Raw genomic sequence first — 20,167 nt, forward strand, 5'->3', positions numbered from 1 at the left:
CAGAGGGGGAGCACGGCCGGCACCGTTGACATGCTCCGCGTGCCACTGTGGAGACGAACCGGACGAGTCGGCCCGGCCATCAACGCGTTGATCCTGCTGGCCATCGCCCTGGTGGCGGCCATGACGTGGCGGGCGGTGAGCGGCGGGGCCGATCCCGCCGCGGCCGCCGAGCAGACGGCGACCGTGGACACCGGCAACGTGACAGCCACGGTCTCGGCCAGCGGGAACGTCGAGGCGGCCAGCACCGTCGAGGCGTCCTTCGAGGGGGCCGGAGGGACGCTCACCCACGTCTACGTGAAGAAGGGTGACCGGATCCGCAAGGGCCAGCTGCTGGCGTCGATCGACCGTACCTCCGCCCTTCAGGACCTCACGCTCGCGCAGGCCCAGCTCCAGTCGGCGCAGGCGTCGTACGCCGCGGTGGCCGACGGTCGTACGTCGGCCGAGGTCGCCCAGGACAACCTGTCCGTCGCGAGCGCCCAGCAGTCCGTGCGCTCGGCCCAGACGTCGCTGGCGCAGTCGCGGGCCAGCTACGCACTGACCAAGCGGCAGCAGGACGCCGCGGTCGCCCGTGCCGAGCGGCAGCTGGCCGACGCCACAGGCGCCGAAGCCAAGTCGGCCGCACGCCAGGCGCTGGTCCAGGCCCGGGAGCAGCGCGCCACCTCGCTCCTCCAGGCGCGGCAGCAGGTCACGCAGCAGGAGGAGCAGGTCGCCTCGGCCCGGCTCCAGCTCCGCTCGACCCAGGCGCAGGTCGCGGTGAGCGCCCAGGGCGCCACCGACGACGAGCTCGCGAACGCCAGGTCGCAGGTGACCTCGGCACAGGTCGGGGTGCAGCAAGCCCAGCAGGCGCTGGACCAGACGGTCCTCCGGGCTCCGGCGGCCGGCACGGTCACCGCGGTCAACGGGACCGTCGGCGGCTCATCGTCGGGAAGCGGGTCGACCGACGCCGCGTCCGACTCCGGCTCGAGCGGGCTGGTCACGATCACGGCGACCGGGACGCTCGAGGTGACGGCGTACGTCGCCGAGGCCGACATCGGCGACGTCGAGGTCGGGCAGACCGCGACCGTCACCCTCTCGGCCAGCGACACCGAGGTGACCGGGACCGTCACCTCGGTCGACACCGTCGAGACGGTCACCAACAACGTCGTCGAGTACGGCGTCACCGTGCGGCTCGACAAGACGAAGGGGGTGCGTCTCGGCGCGACCTCGCAGCTGACGGTCAACACCGGGGAGAAGGAGAACGTCACCCGTGTCTCCAGCTCCGCACTGACCACCATCGGCGACCGCACCACCGCGACGGTGCTCCAGGACGACGGCACGACGCAGACCGTGCAGGTGGACGTCGGTCTCCAGGGCGACACCACCACCGAGGTGCTGAGCGGACTCTCGCCCGGTGACACCGTGGTGCTGCCGGAGCAGGCGGACTCCGCCACGGACGGGTTCAGCTTCCCGGCCGGCGGGCCGGGCGGAGCGGTCGTCAGCGGGCCGGGCCGATGAGCGACCCCGTCATCCGGGTCGAACGGCTGACCAAGGTCTACGGCCACGGCGAGGCCGAGGTGCATGCCCTGGCCGGCGTGGACCTGGTGGTCGCCCAGCGTGAGTACCTCGCGGTGATGGGCGCCTCGGGGTCCGGCAAGTCGACGCTGATGAACGTGCTCGGCTGCCTGGACACCGGCAGCTCGGGCAGGTACCTGCTGGACGGGGTCGACGTGCGCCGCCTCGTCGACCGCCAGCTGTCGTACGTCCGCAACCGCAAGATCGGCTTCATCTTCCAGAGCTTCAACCTCATCCCGCGCACGACGGCACTGCGGAACGTCGAGCTGCCGCTGGCGTACGCCGGTGTCCCTGTCGCCGAACGCCGAGAACGCGCGCTCGCGGCACTCGACCGCGTGGGACTGGCCGACCGGGTCAAGCACCTGCCGTCAGAGCTCTCCGGCGGGCAGCAGCAACGGGTCGCGGTGGCCCGCGCGATCGTCACCGACCCCGTCCTGCTGCTCGCCGACGAGCCGACCGGGGCGCTCGACAGCCACAGCACCGCGGACGTGCTCGCATTGTTCGGCGAGCTGGCCGACGAGGGCCGCACCCTCGTCGTCATCACGCACGAGGACGCGGTCGCCCGGCATGCCCAGCGCATCATCGGGATGAGCGACGGCCTGATCGTGTCCGACACCAGGTCGCTGGAGGCCGTGTGAACGCGGGCGAGGTGCTGCGCGTCGCGTGGCAGGGCGTCACGGTCAACAAGCCGCGGTCGGTGCTGACCACGCTCGGCATCCTGATCGGCGTCGCGGCGGTCATCATCCTGGTCGCCGTCGGCACCGGTTCGAGCAAGGCCGTGCAGGACCAGATCAGCCGGCTGGGCAGCAACACCTTGACGGTCACGGCGAGCTCGACTGCGGCGGGTGGTCGCGGTGGCGCGGCCGGCGGCCTCTTCTTCCCGGGCGGCGGCGGAGGAGGCGACACGACCAGCCAGAACGCCACCCAGTCCCGGACCCCCGAGATCACGATGGAGGACGCCCGGGCCATCGCCGAGGCCAGCGAGACCGACGAGGCCTCGGCCGTGCTGGGGGTCGCGCCGGTCGTGTCGGCCTCCTCGGTCACGGCGGCGTACGACGGCGCCTCGCACTCGGTGGGCACCTTCACCGGGTCGACGCCGGCGTACCTCCTCATCGACAACAGCGTGGTCGCGGAGGGCCGGTCGTTCACCGACTCCGAGTACACCGCGCACCGGCGTGTGGCCCTGGTCGGCACCAGCGTCGCCGAGGACCTCGTGGGCTCCGACGTGAGCGACATCATCGGGGAGCAGGTGTCGTTCAACGGCATCACGTTCGAGGTGGTCGGGGTGCTGGAGGCCAAGGGGTCGGCCGGCCCGCAGGACCAGGACGACCGGGTGATCGCCCCGGCCACGGCCGTGCAGGACACGCTGGCCGGGTACGGGCCGATCGGCTCCATCGAGATCAAGGCCACCTCGGCCGACACGGTCGACCTGGCGCAGAGCCAGGTCGAGACGATCCTCGACGGGCGGCACGGCGTGACGGCGGCCGACCGTGACTACGACGTGCAGAACGCCTCGTCGATCCTGGACGCCGCGACGTCCTCGAACCGCACGTTCACCGTGCTGCTGGGCGCCGTGGCGGCCATCTCGCTGCTCGTCGGCGGCATCGGCGTCATGAACATCATGCTCGTCACCGTCACCGAGCGGACCCGCGAGATCGGCATCCGCAAGGCCATCGGCGCGCGACGCGGCGACATCGTCGGCCAGTTCCTGGCCGAGGCCGTCTTGCTCTCGCTCTTCGGCGGCGCAGTCGGAGTGGTCGTAGGCCTCGTCGGCTCCCACTTCACGATCGTGGGGGTGCAACCCGTCGTGGCGCCGTACTCCGTCGTCCTGGCCTTCGGCGTCGCCGTCGTCATCGGCCTGGTCTTCGGGCTGTACCCCGCCAACCGCGCGGCCTCGCTGCGCCCGATCGACGCGATGCGTTATGAGTGAAGGGACACGAGTGATGACGACCCAGTCCGAGTCGATGCTCGAGGACGCCTGGCTGGCCGAGCCGCGCAAGCGCTCGCGACTCCGGATCGGCCTGGTCCTGGTGCTGGCCGCCGCACTGGTGTTCTTCGCCGGCGTCCAGGTGCAGAAGACGTACGGCGCCGGCACCGGCTCCGCGGCCGCGACCGGTCCGCAGGCCGGCGGGTTCACGCCGCCCAGCGGTGCTGTGTTCCCCGGCGGTGCCGCGACCGACCAGAGCACCGGCCAGGACGGGGGATCCACCTCCGTCATCGGCACCGTCGTCTCCCTGAAGGGCACGACGTTGAAGGTCGAGGACTTCGGCGGCAAGACGCACACGATCTCGCTCGGCGACCGGGTCCGCATCGTGGTCGAGAAGCAGGGCAGGACCTCCGACGTGAGAGCCGGATCGACCGTCCAGGTGGCCGGACGGACCGATGCGCAGGGCGCCGTCACCGCCACCACCATCACCATCCGCTGACGTCCACGACCCAGGAGACCTCCATGTCCGCTCGTCCCACGTCGCTCGCCGCCGTGCTCCTCGTCCTGACCCTCGGTCTGACGGGCTGCGGGTCCGGAGACGACAAGGACGCCACCACCACGTCCGTGGCAGGCGCCACCCCGTCAGCGGCACCGTCCGGCGGCCCCGGAAGCGGGCTCGGGGGCGGGCTCGACCTCGACGCCGTCCGTCGCTGCCTCGAGGCGGCCGGCCTCGAGGACGCCCTCCCGAGCGACCTGCCGACCGGGCAGCCGAGCGGCCGGCCGACGGGCGTGCCGAGCGACTTCGCCACGAACGGCACGCCGCCCAGTGGCTTCCCCAGCGCGGGACCCAGCGGCGACGGGTTCTTCCAGGCCTTCCAGGACCCCGACGCGCAGGCGGCACTGCAGGCGTGCGGGATCGACCTCCCGACCGGACGTCCCTCGGCGCTCCCGAGCTAGTCCGCGTCGTTGGCGCAGCGGAAGCCGATGTTGCCGGCCGAGGACTCGGCCGTGTTGGCCGAGCGGGCCGCCACGCGGTAGCGGTTGCAGTAGCTGTCGTGGCACAGGTACGAGCCGCCGCGCATCACCCGCAGCGTCCCCGGGGCGGACGTGCCGCGCGCCTCCTCCGTGGCCGCGACCGGGTCGGCGCTCACCCCCTCCGGACCTGCGGACGCCAGCCGGTCGGCGTACACGGTCGGGCCGAAGGCGTCCTCGCACCACTCCCAGACGTTGCCGACGCTGTTGTGCAGTCCGTACCCGTTGGGTGCGAACGCGCCGACCGGCGCGGTGGTGAGGTAGCCGTCGTCCAGGGTGTTGCGCTGCGGGAACTCGCCCTGCCAGATGTTGCAGCGCCACCGGCCGCGCGGGGTGAGCTCGTCGCCCCAGGGGTAGCGGGCCCGCTCCAGGCCGCCCCGGGCGGCGTGCTCCCACTCGGCCTCGGTCGGCAGCCGCTTGCCGGCCCAGCGGCAGTACGCCTGGGCATCGCGCCACGACACGTGCACGACCGGGTGGTCCTGCAGGTCCTCGACATCCGAGCGCGGTCCGGACGGGTGCCGCCAGTCGGCACCCTGCACGACCAGCCACCACGGGGTGCCGATCGCGCGCCCGACCACGTCGGCGGGATCGGCGTCGACGGCGAGGTGGAAGACCGCGGAGACACCGTCCCGCTCGGCCTCGGTGACATACCCGGTCGCGGCGACGAAGGCGGCGTACTCCGCGTTGGTGACGGCCTTGGCGTCGACCCGGTACGGCGAGACGCGGACCCGGTGGACCGGTACCTCGCCGTCCGCCGGGTACCCGTCGCCGTGGCTGTCCCCCATCCAGAACTCGCCGCCGGCGACCGCGACCTGGCCGCGGGTGCTGCGCTCGCCGCGCGGGACGGCCACCGACGCGGGGTCGGTGGTCGGCGATCCTCCGCTGGTCGGGGCGCAGCACGCACCGTGAGTGGCCGTCACGCACCTCAATCTACGGTCGTCATCGCGTCTGCCGAGGCATCGCCGCCGCGGATGCCCAGCATCCCCAGCCGTTGCTTCCGCCCCGGTGTACCGGCCGGAAGAGTCGGCCCCGGCCGCACCGCTGGACGAGGAGACCGATGACCACCACGAGCACGCGCCCCACGGACCTGAGGGCCGAGCACCGCGGCGGGATCGGGATCGGTGAACGGCGGCCTCGGCTCTCGTGGCGGCTGCCGGACGGTGCCATCCGGCAGCTCGCCCACGAGCTGGTGACCGGCGACGGGACGCTGGCGCGCGGAGAGGGAGACGCCAACGTCCTGGTCCCCTGGCCGTTCGAGCCGCTCGGCTCGCGCGAGCAGCGGACCGTGCGGGTGCGGGTCGAGACGGACCGTGGCTGGAGCGACTGGTCCGACCCGCTCGTGGTGGAGACGGGACTCCTCGACGCCGATGAGTGGCAGGCGTCCTGGATCTCGACCGGCGCCGACGCCGGCCTCGCGGGTCACCGGCCGGCGTACCGGGTGCGTGGCGAGGTGCACGTCGCGTCCCCGGTACGCCGCGCGCGTCTCTACGCGACCGCGCACGGCGTCTACGAGCCGACGATCGACGGGCAGCGGCTGAGCGACGAGGAGCTCGCGCCGGGGTACACGGAGTACGGGTCGCGGCTGCTGGTGCAGACCTACGACGTCACGTCGCTGCTCACGCCCGGCCAGCACAGCGTGGAAGCCCTGCTGTCGGACGGGTGGTACCGCGGTCAGGTCGGCATGCTCAACGCCCACGACCAATGGGGCAGCGACACGGCGTTCCTGGCCCAGCTGTTCCTGGAGCACCTGGACGGCACGTCGCTCGTCGTCGGGACGGACTCCTCCTGGCAGTGGGCGCCGTCGCACGTGCTCGAGGCCGACCTCATCGAGGGCCAGCACGAGGACCGGCGGCTGCTGACCGTCTCTCCCGACTGGCGGCCGGTGGTGGTCACCGACGCGTCGTACGACGGGTTGTTCTGCTCGCCGGCCCCGCCGGTGCGGCCGGTCGAGTCGCTGCGCCCGGTGTCGGTGAGCCCACTGGAGTCGGGTGCGTACGTCGTCGACCTCGGGCAGAACGTGAACGGCCGCGTGCGGCTCACCTCGCTCGGACCGAAGGGCACCACCGTCACGCTCACCCACGGCGAGGCGCTCGGCCCCGACGGCGACGTGACGATGGAGCACCTGCGGCCGAACGCGCCGTTCCTCCCGGAGCCGCTCAGCGCCGGCCAGGTGGACGTCGTCGTGTCCGCGGGCGTCGACGGCGACGTCTTCGAGCCGCGGCTGACCACGCACGGCTTCCAGTACGTCCGGGTCGAGGGCCACCCCGGCCCGCTGACCGCCGACGACGTGACCGGCGTCGTCGTGCACACCGACCTCCGGCCGACCGGCTCGTTCACGTGCAGCGACCCGCGGCTGGAGCGGCTGCACGACGCGGCCGTCTGGTCGTTCCGCGACAACGCCTGCGACATCCCGACCGACTGCCCCACGCGCGAGCGCGCCGGGTGGACGGGCGACTGGCAGCTGTACGTCCCCACCGCGTCGTACCTCTATGACGTCGCCGGCTTCTCGCTCAAGTGGCTGCGCGACCTCGCCGTCGCGCAGTGGGAGGACGGCAACCTCGGCAACATGGCCCCGATGCCGGTCGCCGAGCGGACCGGTTTCCTGGAGAAGATGAACGGCTCCGCGGGCTGGGGCGACGCGATCGTGCTGGTGCCGTGGGAGATCCACGAGGAGTACGGCGACGTCGCGGTGCTGGCCGAGCTGTGGCCCTCGATGGGCGCGTGGCTCGACCGCGTCGAGCGGATGGCGTCCGGCTCGCGGCACCCCTCGCGGATCTCGCGCAGCGCGGAGCCGCTGCCTCACGAGCAGTACCTCTGGGACACCGGCTTCCACTGGGGCGAGTGGCTCGAGCCCGGCGGCGAGCCCTCGGACTTCCCGGCGTTCATCGCGGCCGACAAGGCCGAGGTCGCGACGGCGTTCTACGCGTGGACGTCTCGGCACGCGGCGGCCATCGCCTCCTTGATCGGTCTCGTCGACGAGTCGGAGCGCTACGCGGCTCTGTCGGACTCGGTCGTCGACGCGTGGCGGACCGAGTTCGTCGCTGCGGACGGCCGGATCTCCCCGCACACGCAGGCGACACTCGTGCGTGCCTTGCGTTTCGGGCTGGTGCCCGAGGCTCATCGCCAGCGGGCCGCGGACGAGCTTGCCGCGCTCGTCCGCTCGGCCGGTACCCACCTGGCCACCGGCTTCCTGGCGACCCCGGACCTGCTCCCCGTGCTCGCCGACCACGGCCACCTCGACCTCGCGTACGAGCTGCTGTTCCAGGACTCGGAGCCCTCCTGGTTGGCGATGATCGACCGCGGCGCCACGACGGTCTGGGAGCGCTGGAACGGCATCGACGCCGACGGTGTCCCCCACGAGTCCCTCAACCACTACTCCAAGGGCGCCGTCGTCTCGTTCCTGCACCGGTACGTCGCCGGCCTCCAGCGCCTCGAACCCACCTGGCGCCGCTTCCGCGTCGAGCCCCGCCTCGGCGGCGACCTGACCTCGGCGAGTACGTGGCACCTGTCGCCGCACGGCCGCATCGAGGTCTCGTGGTCGCTCGCGGGCGACGTCCTGTCGCTCACCCTCTCCGTCCCGCCCGGCTGCGTCGCCGAGGTCGTGCTCCCCCAGGGCACCTTCAAGGCCGGCCCGGGTACCCACCGCTTCTGACCCTGGCCCCCACCGGTGGACGCGCGCGAGACGAGACCCCGATTCGTCAGCAGCCACCACGCTCCGACCACCCGCACGATCGCTGACGAATCGCGTGCAGGGACGCCCCCGCGGCTTCGGGATCAGGCGTGGCAGACGATCGGGCCGCCGTTGAGGGCGACCATCTCCGGCCACAGCGCCGGGATGCGCAGCGGGACCGGCGGCTCGTACTCCCGGTCGAGCTCGACGTAGGCGCGGTGCAGGTTGCAGACCACGCGCTCGGACTCCGGCCAGTCCACGAAGGGCCCGCCGGCGGCCTTCTGCGCCGCTTCGAGAGGCGTGAGCCCCGAGGCGTACGACGTCCGCGCGACGTCCTCGATCCAGTCGGTGTACTCCTCCAGCGCGTCGAGCACCCGACCGACCTCGTCACCCCGGCACGCGGGGCCGTGACCCGGCAGCAGCGCGACGGGCGCGAGCGAGCGCATCCGCCGGACGGCGTTCCGATAGCCGGAGAGCGAGCCCTCCAGGAAGATCGGGTGGCCGCCGGAGAACGCGAGGTCGCCGGCGAAGAACACCTTCTGCTCGGGCAGCCAGACACCGATGTCGTGGGTCGAGTGGGCCGGACCCATCACCTGCAGCTCGACGGGAAAGTCCCCGAGATACAGGGAGAGATCCGACGACACGGTCACGTCCGGCGGACGCACGACCAGGTCGCCGTAGTCGGCGACCAGCTCCTCGGTCGCCTTGAGGCCGGCCCGAATGACGCCCTCGCGGCAGAGATGGTGGCCGATGATCGTCGTGCTCGACGGCAGGAACCCGTTGCCGTACGTGTGGTCCGGGTGGTGGTGGGTGTTGACGGCCAGGCGCGGGCCGCCCGGCGCCAGGCCGGCGACCTCGGCGAGCAGGGCGCGGTTGCGCTTCTCGGTCGACGTCGTGTCGACCAGCAGCACGTCGCCCGACCCGTCCGTCACGACGCCGCAGTTGTTGACCATCCAGCCGCCGTCGGGCTGCACGAAGGCGAAGACTCCCGGCGCCAGCTCCTCGAGGTACGACCGTCCGTCTCCCCAGCTCATGCCCCTAGTCAGCCGCAGGAACCCCACCACAACAAGGGATCCGGGCATCACCAGGGGCTATCGCTGCCATGGTGACGCGTGCGTTCCGCGTACGCCGCCGGGCTGATCGAATCAGCCGAGTGACAGGCGCGCAGAGGATCAGGCTGCCGCTGCTGCTCGTGCTCGCCTCGCTGGCGGCCGTCGCACCGGTCGCCACCGACCTGTACCTCCCCGGGTTCCCGGCCCTCGGCGACGACCTGAGGGCCGACGCCAGCTCGGTCCAGCTCACGCTGACGGCGTTCCTGCTCGGCATGGCGGTCGGCCAGCTGGTGACCGGACCGCTCTCCGACCGGTACGGGAGGCGCAGGCCCCTGCTGGTCTCCGCCACCGTCTGCGTGCTCGCCGGCGTCGCCACCGCCGTCGCGCCGACCCTCCCGATCCTCGTCGCGGCCCGGCTGGTCCAGGGCCTCGCCGGCGCCGGCGGCATGGTCATCGGCCGCGCGGTCATCACCGACCTGGTGACCGGCAAGGCGGCAGCTCGGGCCTTCACGCTGATGATCACCGTCGGCGGCATCGCGCCCGTGCTGGCGCCGACGGTCGGCGGCCTGCTGGTCGGACCACTCGGCTGGCGCGGCCTGCTCTGGACCGTCACCGGCCTCTGCGTCCTCATGCTGGTCGGCGTCGTCCTCGTGGTGCACGAGACCCTGCCCGAGCATCGCCAGACGACGCTTATCGGCGGCGTCCGCAGCGTGCTCGCCCGGCCGGCGTACCGCCGCCCGGTCGCCGTCCTCGGCTGCTCGTTCGGCGTGATGATGGCCTACATCTCGGCGTCGCCGTTCGTGTACCAGAACGTGCTGGGACTCTCGGCGGTCGAGTACGGCGTCGCGTTCGGCGTGAACGCCACGGGACTGATCGCGACCGGGTTCGTGGCCTCGAAGCTGGTCGACGTGTGGCCGCCGCGCACGATGGTGCGCACCGGCGTGGCCGTGCAGACCGTGGCCGCGCTGGCCTTCCTCGCGCTCGCCCTCACCCACGCAAGCACGTGGCTCTACGCCGTCGCCATCTTCGTCGCCGTCGTCTGCAACGGCGCCATCATGGGCAGCTCGGCCGCCCTCGCGATGGCCCAGGTGCGCGACGTGGCCGGCTCGGGCAGCGCGGTGCTCGGGTTCACCCAGTTCACCCTCGGCGCGATCGTCGCCCCTTTGGTCGGACTCGGCGGCAAGGACTCCGCGGTCGTGCCCGCCCTGGTCATGGCAGTCGCCGCGGTGGGTGGCTTCACCGCCTCGCGCGGGCTGCCTCAGCCCCACGCTGGTCGAGGAGGGACGAAGTCCCGTCACGAGACCCGGCAAGAGACAGGCTGACCAACGGGTCAGACGACGGCGTCCTCCACCGCCACCGCGACGTCGTAGAGCAGCCGCCGCAGCCAGACGACCGCCGGCTCGGTGTCGCGGCGCGGGTGCCAGTGCGCGGCCTCGGTGATCTGCACCGGCTCGAGAGGGGTGTCGGCCACGACGAGGTCAAGGACGTCGAGGCAGCGGTGGGCCAGCCGCGCGGGCACGAACGCGCACATCTCGGTGCCGCTGACGGCGAACGGCAGCGTCAGCAGCGAGGTGACCTGCACCAGGATCGTCCGGTCCTCGATCTCCAGCCGCTCCATCTCCACCTCGAGCGGCCGCTTGCGCGATCCCGCGGCCCCGAACTGCGCCACCGCGTGCGGCATCTCGCGGAGGTCGTCGAGGGTCAGCGCCCCGTCGACCAGCCGGGCGTTGTCGCGGTCCACCACGCACACCAGGTGGTCGGTGAACACCGGCTGCCGGCGTCCCGGGAAGTCGAAGCCGAGCGGGCCGATGATCAGGTCGCGGCGCATCAGCTGGCTCTCGAACTGGTCCGGCGCGACCGCGACGGCGTCCATCGACACCGAGCACCCGGGCGCCTGCTCGGCGAGCAGCCGGGTGAGCGGCTCGGCGAGCACCGTCATCGCGTACTCCGACATGCTCACCGAGAACGGCCGCTCGCTGGATGTCGGGTCGAAGTCGCGCTGGTTGCCCAGCAGCGACTCCGCCGCCTCGACCGCCTCCTCGACCGCGGGCCGGAGCCGCTCGGCGAGTGGCGACAGCTCGAACCCGCGACCGACGCGCACCAGCAGCTCGTCGTCGAAGTGCTTGCGCAGCCGGGTCAGCGCACCGCTCATCGCGGGCTGGCTCATCGTCATCCGCTCGCCGGCGTGGGTGAGGTTCCGCTCCTCGAGCAGCGCGTGGAGGGCCAGCAGCAGGTTGGCGTCGACCTCACGCAGCCGCTCCCTCATGGCGTTTGACTCTAGTGTTCAGGGCATGGCGCTGGGCGGGACCGACCTCAACCTGCTGCTGCCGTTGAAGGTGCTCCTCGAGGAGGGCAACGTGACGCGGGCCGGACAGCGGCTCGAGCTCAGCCAGCCGGCCATGAGCGCGGCGCTCGCCCGACTGCGCAGAAGGTTCGACGACGAGCTCCTGGTCCGCGCCGGCCGCGACTACGAGCTCACCCCGCTGGCCCGCGAGCTGCTCCCCGAGGTCCAGCACGCCGTCCGCCTGCTGGCCCGCGCGCTCGAGCTGGAGGACGACTTCGACCCGTCGACCAGCGAGCGGACGTTCCGGATGGCGATGAGCGACTACGCGATCGCCGTCGTCCACGAGCCGCTGGTGCGGCTCCTGGGTGCGTCGGCACCCGGCGTACGCCTGGCCATCGAGAACCTCGGCCCCGACGCCCGCTCCTCCGACCGCGTCCTCCTCGAGCACGACGCGCTGATCGCGCCGCTCGGCTTCGGCTTCCCCGGCGACTCCAAGCCGCTCTGGCGCGACCGGATGGTGATCCTCGCGGCGCGAGACAACCCGCGCCTGGTCGACGGCCGGCTGACCCTGGAGGACCTCGCCGAGCTCGGCCACGCCGTCAGCAGCTTCGGTCCCGGCATCCTCACCCCGGCCGACCGGGCGTTCGGCGAGCTCGGCATCGACCGCCGGATCGCCTTGCAGGTCAAGGAGTTCCTGCCGCTGCCGTTCGTCATCGAGGGCACCGACCTGGTCGCCGTCGTGCCCGAACGCCAGGCCCGCATCCACGTCCGCAAGGGAGGTCCGGTGGTGATGGTCGAGCCCCCGTTCGACGAGGTGGTGCTGGCGGAGGGCTACTGGTACGCCCACGACCGTCTCTCCGACCCCGCCCACCGCTGGCTGTTCGCGCGCCTCGACGAGCTGGCCGACGAGCTGGCGGCCGACCATGGCTGAGACGCTGCGCATGGGCCTCGTCGGCGCCGGACCGTGGGCGAACCTCGTGCACGCACCGCTCCTCGCGGGCGGCCCGGGCACGAGCCTCGAGGCCGTGTGGGCACGTCGCCACGACGCCGCCCAGGAGCTCGCCCAGCGGTACGGCGCCACGGCGGTGTCGTCGTACGACGAGCTGCTCGAGCGGTGTGACGCGGTGGCCTTCGCCGTCCCTCCCGGCGTGCAGGCGTCCCTCGCGCCACGCGCGGCGGCGGCCGGCAAGCACCTGCTGCTGGAGAAGCCGCTGGCCTTCGACCTCGCGGACGCCGAGCGCCTCGCGCAGGCCGTCGAGGAGGCCGGCGTCCGGACACTGCTGTTCCTGACCAACCGCTTCACCGCCGAGTGCCGCGCCTTCCTGGAGCAGGTCGCGGCGACCGAGCCCCAAGGAGCGCAGCTCGGCTTCGTGGGGGGCGGTTCGCGGGCCGGCGAGCTCTTCGCCACCCCGTGGCGCGTCGAGCGGGGAGCCCTGCTCGACCTCGGCCCCCACGCGCTCGACCTGCTGGACGCGACGCTGGGACCGGTCGAGGAGGTGACCGCGGTCGGGGACCCGCTGCGGATGCTGGCGCTCACCACCCGCCACGAGTCGGGCAGCGTCGGTCAGGCGATGCTCTCGATCACGGCTCCGGGCGCGGTGGGCGGTCTGCTCTGCACGGTCCACACCGACGCGGGTCCGGTGGTGTTCGACACCGACACGATCCGCGACGACGCCGCGTTCATGCCCACGATCGCGGCGGAGCTCGCCGAGTCCGTGGCGACCGGTCGGCCGCACCCGATCGACGTGCGCCGCGGCCTGATGCTCCAGCGGCTCCTCGACCAGGCCGAGCGGTCCCTGGGTTAGCTAGCCGAGGTACGCGACGAAGAGCCCGTCCGGGTCCCGGTCGGCGATGATCCCCTGCAGACGCTGGAGATTCTCCTCGGCGAGGAACACCCTCTTGCGTCGCGTGTGGTCGGAGTCGCCGATGTACTGGCCGACCGAGACCGGCTCCAGGTCGGCCATCGCCGACTCCAGCCACGAGATGCACCGCTCGTCGTCGTCGGGGTCCTCCCACGCGACGTACGACGCCAGGTAGATCTCCGACTGGAGCGAGAACGCCATGTCCGGCAGCGTCCGCAGCGGCGCCATGCTGAACCAGATCGTGAAGGCCTTCTCGTTCGGCAGCGTCGTACAGGCCCGGCGCACCGCGGGCACCACCTCGGCAGCAGCCCCGGACAGCCACGCGTTGTCGACCGCCCAGCGGTGGCCCTCGGGGTTGTCGTCGAGCTGGCGCTTGCGCTGCTCGTCGATGGTCGTGGGCACGGCGTCGAGCACGAGGAGCGCGCGGTCCAGCGCCGGCGACGTCCGGAACGGCGCCAGCGCGGCGTCCGCCTCCTCGGCCGAGCCGACCAGCGCCACGGCGGTCACGAGCAGCACGACCCCGGGCGCGATCGCCGGGTCGGTCTTGGTGAGGGCCACGATCTCGACGGTGTCGGCCACGGACGCGTGGGTGTCGTGCAGCCAGGTCATCACCTCGTCGAAGTCCGCGAGGTCGTAGGCGTGCACGGTCAGCGCGAGGTGCTCGGGCTTGGGCAGCGTGCGCAGGTGGAACCGCGTGACCACGCCCGGGAAGCCGGGTCCGGCGCCGCGGGCGGCCCAGTACAGGTCGGCGTTCTCGTCGGCCGAGCACCGGACCAGCTCGCCGGCCGCGGTGACCACGTCGAGCGCCTCGACGTACTCGGCCGCCCATCCCCAACCACGCGCGTTCCAGCCCTGCCCGCCCTGGAGCAGGAAGCCGCCGATCCCGACGGTCGGGCAGTGCCCGCCGGGGAAGAACCGGCCGCGCGCCTCGAGGTACGGGCCGAGCTCCGCGCCACCCTTGACCGCTGGGCACGCGGACACGACGCCGGTCGCCTCGTCGTACGCGATGTCCTGCAGCGCACCGAGGTCGACCACCAGCGCGTCGTCGCGGATCGACCACTGCGCCCAGCTGTGACCGCCGGAGCGCACGGCGACGCGCCAGCCGTTCTCCCTCGCCAGCCTGACCGCGTCGACGACCTCCTGCTCGGTGGTCGGTCGTACGACAGCGGCGGGCCGGCGAGAGGTCAGGCGCCGGTTGAAGATCCGGTCGACCCGGGCCTCCTCGAAGCCGGGTTCGTCGCGGCGCAGCATCACGCAGGAGCGACCAGCGCACCCAGCGTCTGGCCCATGATCCGGCCCGGGTCGGCGCCCGGGGTCTCGGGGTGGATCTCCCACTCGGCCAGGGTGAGGCTGTTGTCGAGCACCATCTTCACGCGCGGGAAGCGGCGCTCCATGAACGCCGGCAGCACCTCGTCGACGGAAGGACCGGCGGTCAGCATTTCGGCCAGGATGACAGCGTCCTCGGCGCACATCGCGGCGCCCTGGGCGATCAGCGGCGGGCAGGCGTGGGCGGCGTCGCCGATGATGATCGTGCGGCCGCGGTACCACGGGGACTCGACGCAGATCGCCTCGATCCACTGGTAGTTGACGATCGCGTCGTCGGCCAGCGAGTCACGCACCTGTCCCCAGGTCCCGCCGTACCCCTGGCCGCGCTCCTTCAGCTCGGCGCCGCGCGGGCCCTCGCCGAGGTACGAGCGGTCGAGGTTCTCCTCGAGCAGGAAGGCGTAGCAGAGGTCCTCGGAGATGGGCGTGTAGCCGGCCTTGTACTTCGGCCCGCCGAAGTACAGCTCGGAGCAGTCCATCTCGGCCGGCCGCTTGGCGACGGTGCGCCAGATGCCCATGCCCACGGGCTTCGGCTCGTCGGTGATGCCCATCATGGAGCGGACCTTCGAGCGGATGCCGTCGGCGCCGACGAGCAGGTCGACGGTCTCGGTCGAGCCGTCGGAAAGCGTGACGACGACCCGAGGATCGGCACTGCCGCCGCGGTCGTCGAAAGATGTAATCGTGGTGCCGAGGCGGACGTCGACGCCGGCCTTGGTGACCTCGTCGGCCAGGATGTCGGCCAGGTCGCCGCGCAGCGCACCCATCGTGCCGGGCAGGTCGGGGCCGCCCATCGGGGGCGTGGGGATCTCCATGATCGTGTGGCCGTCGGGCGACTTCATGCGCAGGTGGCTGAACGCGAAGCCGTGCTCGGCCAGCCGGTCGTAGATGCCGACGGCCTGGAACGCCTTGAGCGCGTTGCCCTGCAGGGTGATGCCGTGCCCGACGCCGCCGAGCTCGCTGCGCAGGTCGACCAGCACGACCTCGACGCCCTTCTGGGCGAGGCCGAGGGAGAGGACGCCGCCGGCGATGCCGCCGCCGACGACGAGAACCTTCAGGGGGTCGGTCATGGGAGCCTCCTAGGGCGAGGGGACGGTGGTGGTGTCGGCCACCGAGGCGGCCATCAGGTCGAGCACGCGGTCGACCGGCTCGAGGTCGGCGGCGAGGTTGAGGAAGCCGTGCAGCATGCCCTCGGCGAGCACCAGCCCGACGTCGACGCCCGCGGTCTCGAGCTGGTCGGCGAAGGCCTCGGCCGACGTGCGCAGGTCGTCGTACTCGGCGATCACCAGGAGCGTGGGCGCGAGGCCGGACACGTCGGCCAGCGCCGGGAACGAGTATCCGTCGGCCGGTTGCCCGCCCAGGTAGTTGGCGTTGATGCCGGCCGTCGCCGGCGGCGTGAACCGCAGCACGGGAGGTACGTCGGCGAGCAGCACGGCGAGCTCGGGGGTCGGTTCGGGCAGCACGTGGTGCAGCACCGGGTAGACCGGGATGAGGGAGTACGGCTGCCAGCCGTCCTCGTCGCGCAGCCGCAGCGCGGCCGCCGTCGCGAGGTTGCCGCCCGCGCTCGCGCCACCGAGGGAGATGCGACCGGGGTCGACGCCCAGCTCGCCGGCATGGTCGCGCAGCCAGCGCGTCGCGGCCACGCAGTCGTCGAGCGGCACCGGGAAGTGCACGCCGCCGACGGCGAGCCGGTAGTCGACGCTGACGACGACCGCTCCCCCACGTGCGGTGATCTCGCGTGCCGTGCGGTCGGCCTCCGGCATGTCGAGGTCGCCGAACATGAACGCGCCGCCGTGGAGCCAGAGGAGCGCAGGACGCGCGTCCGCGCCGTCGGCCGGCTCGTAGACCCGCGCGGGGACCGGGCCGTGCGGTCCGTCGAGCAGGAGGTCCTGGACGAGCGCGTCGGGCGCGGCTGGGAGGTCCGGGCTAGCGAACTCGCGGAACTTCCGGTCGAGCTCGGGGTCGCCCATCGCCGCCTGGATCGACGGGATGCCGTCGAGCAGGTGGAGGCGGGCGGCGACGTCCGGGTGGATGCTCATCGGCTCAGGCCGCGAACATCGAGGCGCGGGAGCCGGTGATCCAGCCGACGACGTGGTCGCGGTCGGTGCCTTCGACGGGTACGTCGGCGCACTTCTTGCCCCGGTTGAGGATGACCATCCGGTCGGCGACCTCGTAGCAGAGCGGGAGGTCGTGGGTGACGATCACGATCGCGATGCCCTGGGCGGCCATCCGCTCGATCAGCCCCTCGACGTTCTTGGTCTGCTCGTAGCCGAGGGCCGCGGTGGGCTCGTCGAGCAGCAGGATCCCGCGCGACTCGCCGTTGACCCGGATGGCGCTGCGGGCCAGGGCCACGACCTGTCGCTGACCGCCGGACAGCATCTCGACCGGGCGCGTCATCGGCGCCGTGCGGACACCGAGGCGGTCCAGCTCGGCCTCGGAGCTGCGCCGCATCGCCTTGCGGTCGACGAAGCCGAGCAGGCCGAGCGGTCCCTTGCGCAGCGTCTCCTGGCCCATGTTGAGGTTGGTGGAGATGTCCTGCGGCTCGACCAGCGCGAGGTCCTGGTAGACCATCTGGATCCCGGCCTCGGCCGCGTCGCTCGGCGCGTGGAACGACTGCTCCTGGCCGTGCACGCGGATGCTGCCGTGCGACGGCTTGTGCGCGCCGGACATCACCTTCAGCAGGGTGGACTTGCCGGCGCCGTTGTCGCCGAGCAGCGCCACGACCTCGCCCGGCATCACGTGGATGTCGATGTCGTCGAGGGCGCGGACGAAGCCGTAGTGCATCTCGATACCGGTGAGCTCGAGCGCCGGCGTGCTGTTCTCAGTCATGGTCCTCAGCCTTGCCAATCATCAGTTCCGGGCGTGGACGGAGAGGTTGGCGGTCATCAGCCGCTCGGAGACCGCGGTCTGCAGCACCCGCTCGAACATCAGCGAGCCGAGCAGCAGGGCGCCGGTGGCGACCGTGGCCCAGTAGGGCTGGATCCCGCGGATGATCAGGCCGTTGGCGATGGTGGCCAGGATCAGCGCGCCGACCAGGACACGAGGCAGGCTGCCCCGGCCGCCGGTCAGGGCCACGCCGGCCAGCGCCACGGCCGTGAGGGCGGTGAAGAGGATGCCGGGGCTGGCGACCGGGCTCGCCTCGGTGACGTTGGCCGTGTTGACCAGGCCGCCGACCGCGGCGAGCACGCCGCTGATGACGAAGCCGAGCACCTTGTAGCGGTCGCTGTGGATGCCGGCGCGGCGTACCGCCTCGGCGTTCGCACCGACCGCCATCAGCCGCAGCCCGTCGCGGGTGCGGGTCAGGAACACGGTGCCGACGAAGAACACGACCGCGACGATGAAGACGGGAGCCGGGATCCCGGTGAAGGTCGAGCCACCCTCACCGATCCGCAGGTACCGGTGGGTGCCCATGAACTCGAGCTGTGTCAGCCCCGGGAACGTGTAGCCGCCGGCCACCACCGACGCCAGGCCGGTGAGCACCGACAAGGTGCCGATGGTGACGATGATCGGGTTGAAGCCGCGCAACGAGATGGCCCCGTTGACCAGGCCGACGGCCACGCCGATGGCCAGACCCGCGAGCAGGCTCAGCGCGGTGTTGTAGTCGTGGGTGAGCATCCAGCCGGTGACGCAGCTCGCGAGCGCGGCCGTGCCGGGGAGGGACAGGTCGAGCACGCCGGTCATGATCCCGATGCCGACGCCCGCCGCGAAGAGTGCGGTGAGGGCGCCGGCGTTCGCGACCAGGATCGCGTTGTCGACGGTGAAGAAGTACGGCGAGCACCAGAACGCGAAGACCAGGATCAGCAGGCCCCACAGCATGAAGATGCCGCGGTCGCGCAGGAAGACCAGGACCGAGACCGCGCGGGGTACGTCGCTGCCGGTCGGCACCGGCGCCGGACCGGGGCTGTCCGCCCCGGCCCCGGCGACGTCAGGGACCTCGGTCGACACGTGAGGAGTCGTCATCGTCATCAACTGTCCTGCTTGACGACCTTCTGCGGCACGGTGAGCTGCACACCGGTCGCCGAGGGGTCGTCGATCATGGTGACCAGCGCGTCGAAGGACTGGACCATGTCGTCGGCGAACTGCAGGGCGACCGAGGCGTAGATCTTGCCGTCCTTGACCGCCTGGAGGACCTCGTCGTTGCCACCGGTCTCGGTGAGGCACGGCAGGTCCTTGCCCGCGGCCGCGAAGGCGCCGAGCGCGCCGAGCGAGCCCTCGTCGTTCTGGCCCATCACGGCGGTGATGTCGGGGTGACCCTGGAGCGCGCTGCCCACGTCGGTCTGGGCGGCCGTGCGGTCGGAGATGGTGATGTGGGCGACGATCTCGGCGTCCGGCGCGGTGGCCTTCAGCGCGTCCAGGATGGCCTTCTCCTGGACCTCCTTGCCGGCGGTGCCGGGGGCGGAGTCGCCGAACAGGACCTGGGCCTTGCCGTCGAGCTTCTCGTTGATGCAGTTGCCGAGCTCTTCGCCCATGGCCTTGCCCTGGGCCTCGTAGTCGATCGTCGAGAAGGAGACGCCGGGCTCGAGACCCTTCAGGCCGTAGTCCTCGGGGGTGCCGTTGAGGATCATCGGCACGCCCTTGTCGAGGGCCGACTGCACGAGGGAGGCAGCGGCCGGCGGGGCGAGCATGATCGCCCACGCACCGTCGACGGAGCCGGACTCGATGGCGGTCTGGAGGTCGGTGACCTGCTTCTGCGGGTCGAGCTTGGGGTCCTGGATGGTGACCTTGACGCCCTTGCTCTGGCCGTAGCCGGTGACACCCTCCGAGAGCTGCTTCATGGCCGGCACCTGCAGGCCGATCGGGGAGAAGACGATGGTCTTCGACGTGTCGCCGCCACCGCTGTCAGGGCTGCTGTCGCTGCCGGTGCCGCCGTCGGCCGCGCTGGTCCCACCGCCGCCGCAGGCGGCGAGCGTCGTCAGGCCGCTGACGGCGATGGCCGCGAGCGCGAGGCGGCGGTTCTTGGAGGCTTGGAACATGGACTCTCCTGAGTGTCGCGGCGGCCGGAGGATTCGGGACAGGCCACCTGTGCGGTCGGTCACACGATGTCGGCGCCGGCCCCGATGCAGAACCCCGATCGGCGTGATGCCAGGCATCGACGCGCGCTCTTTCCCTGGGGGTTCGGACCGCCCCTACGGTCGTCGCGTCAGCTCGGTCTGTCTTCCAGAGGAGTCCCCATGCCCTACGTCGTCTCGGCCACCTGGACCGCCAACCCTGGTCAGGAGGACGTCGTCCGTGGGGCGATCGAGAACCTGACCCCGCCGTCCCGGGCCGAGGAGGGCAACCTCTTCTACCAGGCCTACCAGGACCCGGCGGAGCCGCTGGTGTTCCGGCTGTTCGAGGTCTACACCGACGAGGCGGCGTACGCCGCGCACGGTGCCTCGGACCACTTCAGGACCTACGCGCTCGACACCGCGATCCCCGTGCTCGCGAACCGCGAGCGCGCGTTCTACGAGACCCTGGCCTGAGCCCGCG

19 protein-coding genes are annotated in these 20,167 nt (G+C 72.1%); 10 read left to right on the plus strand and 9 right to left on the minus strand.

Features of this window, described 5'->3' with window-relative positions; all coding sequences use genetic code 11:
* The first annotated feature begins 30 nt into the window (after positions 1 to 30).
* The 5 genes from ISU07_RS16125 to ISU07_RS16145 are packed head-to-tail and all read left to right on the plus strand — an operon-like array spanning position 31 to position 4,435.
* Positions 31 to 1,494 (plus strand): efflux RND transporter periplasmic adaptor subunit, encoded by a 1,464-nt coding sequence (locus tag ISU07_RS16125; protein ID WP_194707843.1) that lies wholly within the window; start codon positions 31 to 33, stop codon positions 1,492 to 1,494.
* Complete coding sequence (locus tag ISU07_RS16130) at positions 1,491 to 2,189, plus strand: ABC transporter ATP-binding protein (RefSeq protein WP_194707844.1); 699 nt, start codon at positions 1,491 to 1,493, stop codon at positions 2,187 to 2,189. The genes ISU07_RS16125 and ISU07_RS16130 overlap by 4 nt, the downstream gene beginning before the upstream one ends.
* On the plus strand, positions 2,186 to 3,481 hold the full coding sequence (locus ISU07_RS16135; protein WP_194707845.1) for an ABC transporter permease: 1,296 nt from the start codon (positions 2,186 to 2,188) through the stop codon (positions 3,479 to 3,481). Before ISU07_RS16130 ends, ISU07_RS16135 begins: the two co-directional genes overlap by 4 nt.
* Positions 3,482 to 3,494: 13 nt before the next feature.
* Positions 3,495 to 3,977 carry a hypothetical protein gene (locus tag ISU07_RS16140; RefSeq protein WP_194707846.1) on the plus strand — a complete coding sequence of 161 codons (483 nt, stop codon included), beginning with the start codon at positions 3,495 to 3,497 and terminating at the stop codon, positions 3,975 to 3,977.
* Positions 3,978 to 4,000: 23 nt separating this feature from the next.
* On the plus strand, positions 4,001 to 4,435 hold the full coding sequence (locus tag ISU07_RS16145) for a hypothetical protein (protein ID WP_194707847.1): 435 nt from the start codon (positions 4,001 to 4,003) through the stop codon (positions 4,433 to 4,435).
* On the opposite strand, the gene ISU07_RS16150 is transcribed toward ISU07_RS16145, so the two are convergent.
* The gene (locus tag ISU07_RS16150) at positions 4,432 to 5,430 is read right to left on the minus strand and encodes a formylglycine-generating enzyme family protein (RefSeq protein WP_194707848.1); all 999 of its coding nucleotides are present in this window, start codon (positions 5,428 to 5,430) and stop codon (positions 4,432 to 4,434) included. The two genes, ISU07_RS16145 and ISU07_RS16150, sit on opposite strands and share 4 nt — an antisense overlap.
* A 137-nt stretch (positions 5,431 to 5,567) precedes the next feature.
* On the opposite strand from ISU07_RS16150, the gene ISU07_RS16155 reads away from it, so the two are divergent.
* The gene (locus ISU07_RS16155; protein ID WP_194707849.1) at positions 5,568 to 8,162 is read left to right on the plus strand and encodes an alpha-L-rhamnosidase; all 2,595 of its coding nucleotides are present in this window, start codon (positions 5,568 to 5,570) and stop codon (positions 8,160 to 8,162) included.
* A gap of 122 nt (positions 8,163 to 8,284) precedes the next feature.
* Here the strand turns inward: ISU07_RS16155 and ISU07_RS16160 are convergent, their stop codons facing one another.
* Entirely contained in the window at positions 8,285 to 9,214 is a 930-nt protein-coding gene (locus ISU07_RS16160) for an MBL fold metallo-hydrolase (protein ID WP_194707850.1), read from the minus strand.
* Positions 9,215 to 9,333: 119 nt separating this feature from the next.
* On the opposite strand from ISU07_RS16160, the gene ISU07_RS16165 reads away from it, so the two are divergent.
* Entirely contained in the window at positions 9,334 to 10,554 is a 1,221-nt protein-coding gene (locus ISU07_RS16165; RefSeq protein ID WP_323742651.1) for a multidrug effflux MFS transporter, read from the plus strand.
* Positions 10,555 to 10,562: 8 nt separating this feature from the next.
* On the opposite strand, the gene ISU07_RS16170 is transcribed toward ISU07_RS16165, so the two are convergent.
* On the minus strand, positions 10,563 to 11,498 hold the full coding sequence (locus tag ISU07_RS16170) for a LysR substrate-binding domain-containing protein (protein ID WP_194707852.1): 936 nt from the start codon (positions 11,496 to 11,498) through the stop codon (positions 10,563 to 10,565).
* A 25-nt stretch (positions 11,499 to 11,523) separates the two neighbouring features.
* Here ISU07_RS16170 and ISU07_RS16175 point away from each other — a divergent pair, with 25 nt between their 5' ends.
* The gene (locus tag ISU07_RS16175) at positions 11,524 to 12,447 is read left to right on the plus strand and encodes a LysR family transcriptional regulator (RefSeq protein WP_194707853.1); all 924 of its coding nucleotides are present in this window, start codon (positions 11,524 to 11,526) and stop codon (positions 12,445 to 12,447) included.
* Entirely contained in the window at positions 12,440 to 13,321 is an 882-nt protein-coding gene (locus ISU07_RS16180; RefSeq protein ID WP_194707854.1) for a Gfo/Idh/MocA family protein, read from the plus strand. The genes ISU07_RS16175 and ISU07_RS16180 overlap by 8 nt, the downstream gene beginning before the upstream one ends.
* On the opposite strand, the gene ISU07_RS16185 is transcribed toward ISU07_RS16180, so the two are convergent.
* The 6 genes from ISU07_RS16185 to ISU07_RS16210 are packed head-to-tail and all read right to left on the minus strand — an operon-like array spanning position 13,322 to position 19,671.
* Entirely contained in the window at positions 13,322 to 14,629 is a 1,308-nt protein-coding gene (locus ISU07_RS16185) for an FAD-binding oxidoreductase (RefSeq protein ID WP_194707933.1), read from the minus strand.
* Complete coding sequence (locus tag ISU07_RS16190; RefSeq protein ID WP_194707855.1) at positions 14,629 to 15,768, minus strand: FAD-dependent monooxygenase; 1,140 nt, start codon at positions 15,766 to 15,768, stop codon at positions 14,629 to 14,631. Before ISU07_RS16190 ends, ISU07_RS16185 begins: the two co-directional genes overlap by 1 nt.
* 9 nt (positions 15,769 to 15,777) lie before the next feature.
* Positions 15,778 to 16,737, minus strand: a complete 960-nt coding sequence (locus ISU07_RS16195) for an alpha/beta hydrolase (RefSeq protein WP_194707856.1) — start codon at positions 16,735 to 16,737, stop codon at positions 15,778 to 15,780.
* Positions 16,738 to 16,741: 4 nt separating this feature from the next.
* Positions 16,742 to 17,527: an ATP-binding cassette domain-containing protein gene (locus ISU07_RS16200; RefSeq protein WP_194707857.1), complete on the minus strand. Its 786-nt coding sequence runs from the start codon at positions 17,525 to 17,527 to the stop codon at positions 16,742 to 16,744.
* Between the two features lie 21 nt (positions 17,528 to 17,548).
* Positions 17,549 to 18,658 carry an ABC transporter permease gene (locus ISU07_RS16205; protein WP_194707858.1) on the minus strand — a complete coding sequence of 370 codons (1,110 nt, stop codon included), beginning with the start codon at positions 18,656 to 18,658 and terminating at the stop codon, positions 17,549 to 17,551.
* A gap of 5 nt (positions 18,659 to 18,663) precedes the next feature.
* Positions 18,664 to 19,671, minus strand: coding sequence for a sugar ABC transporter substrate-binding protein (locus tag ISU07_RS16210; protein ID WP_194707859.1), 1,008 nt, complete (start codon positions 19,669 to 19,671; stop codon positions 18,664 to 18,666).
* A gap of 198 nt (positions 19,672 to 19,869) precedes the next feature.
* Here ISU07_RS16210 and ISU07_RS16215 point away from each other — a divergent pair, with 198 nt between their 5' ends.
* Entirely contained in the window at positions 19,870 to 20,160 is a 291-nt protein-coding gene (locus tag ISU07_RS16215; protein WP_194707860.1) for a putative quinol monooxygenase, read from the plus strand.
* Positions 20,161 to 20,167 lie beyond the last annotated feature (7 nt).

Source organism: Nocardioides islandensis (assembly GCF_015352455.1).
Taxonomy (GTDB): domain Bacteria; phylum Actinomycetota; class Actinomycetes; order Propionibacteriales; family Nocardioidaceae; genus Nocardioides; species Nocardioides islandensis.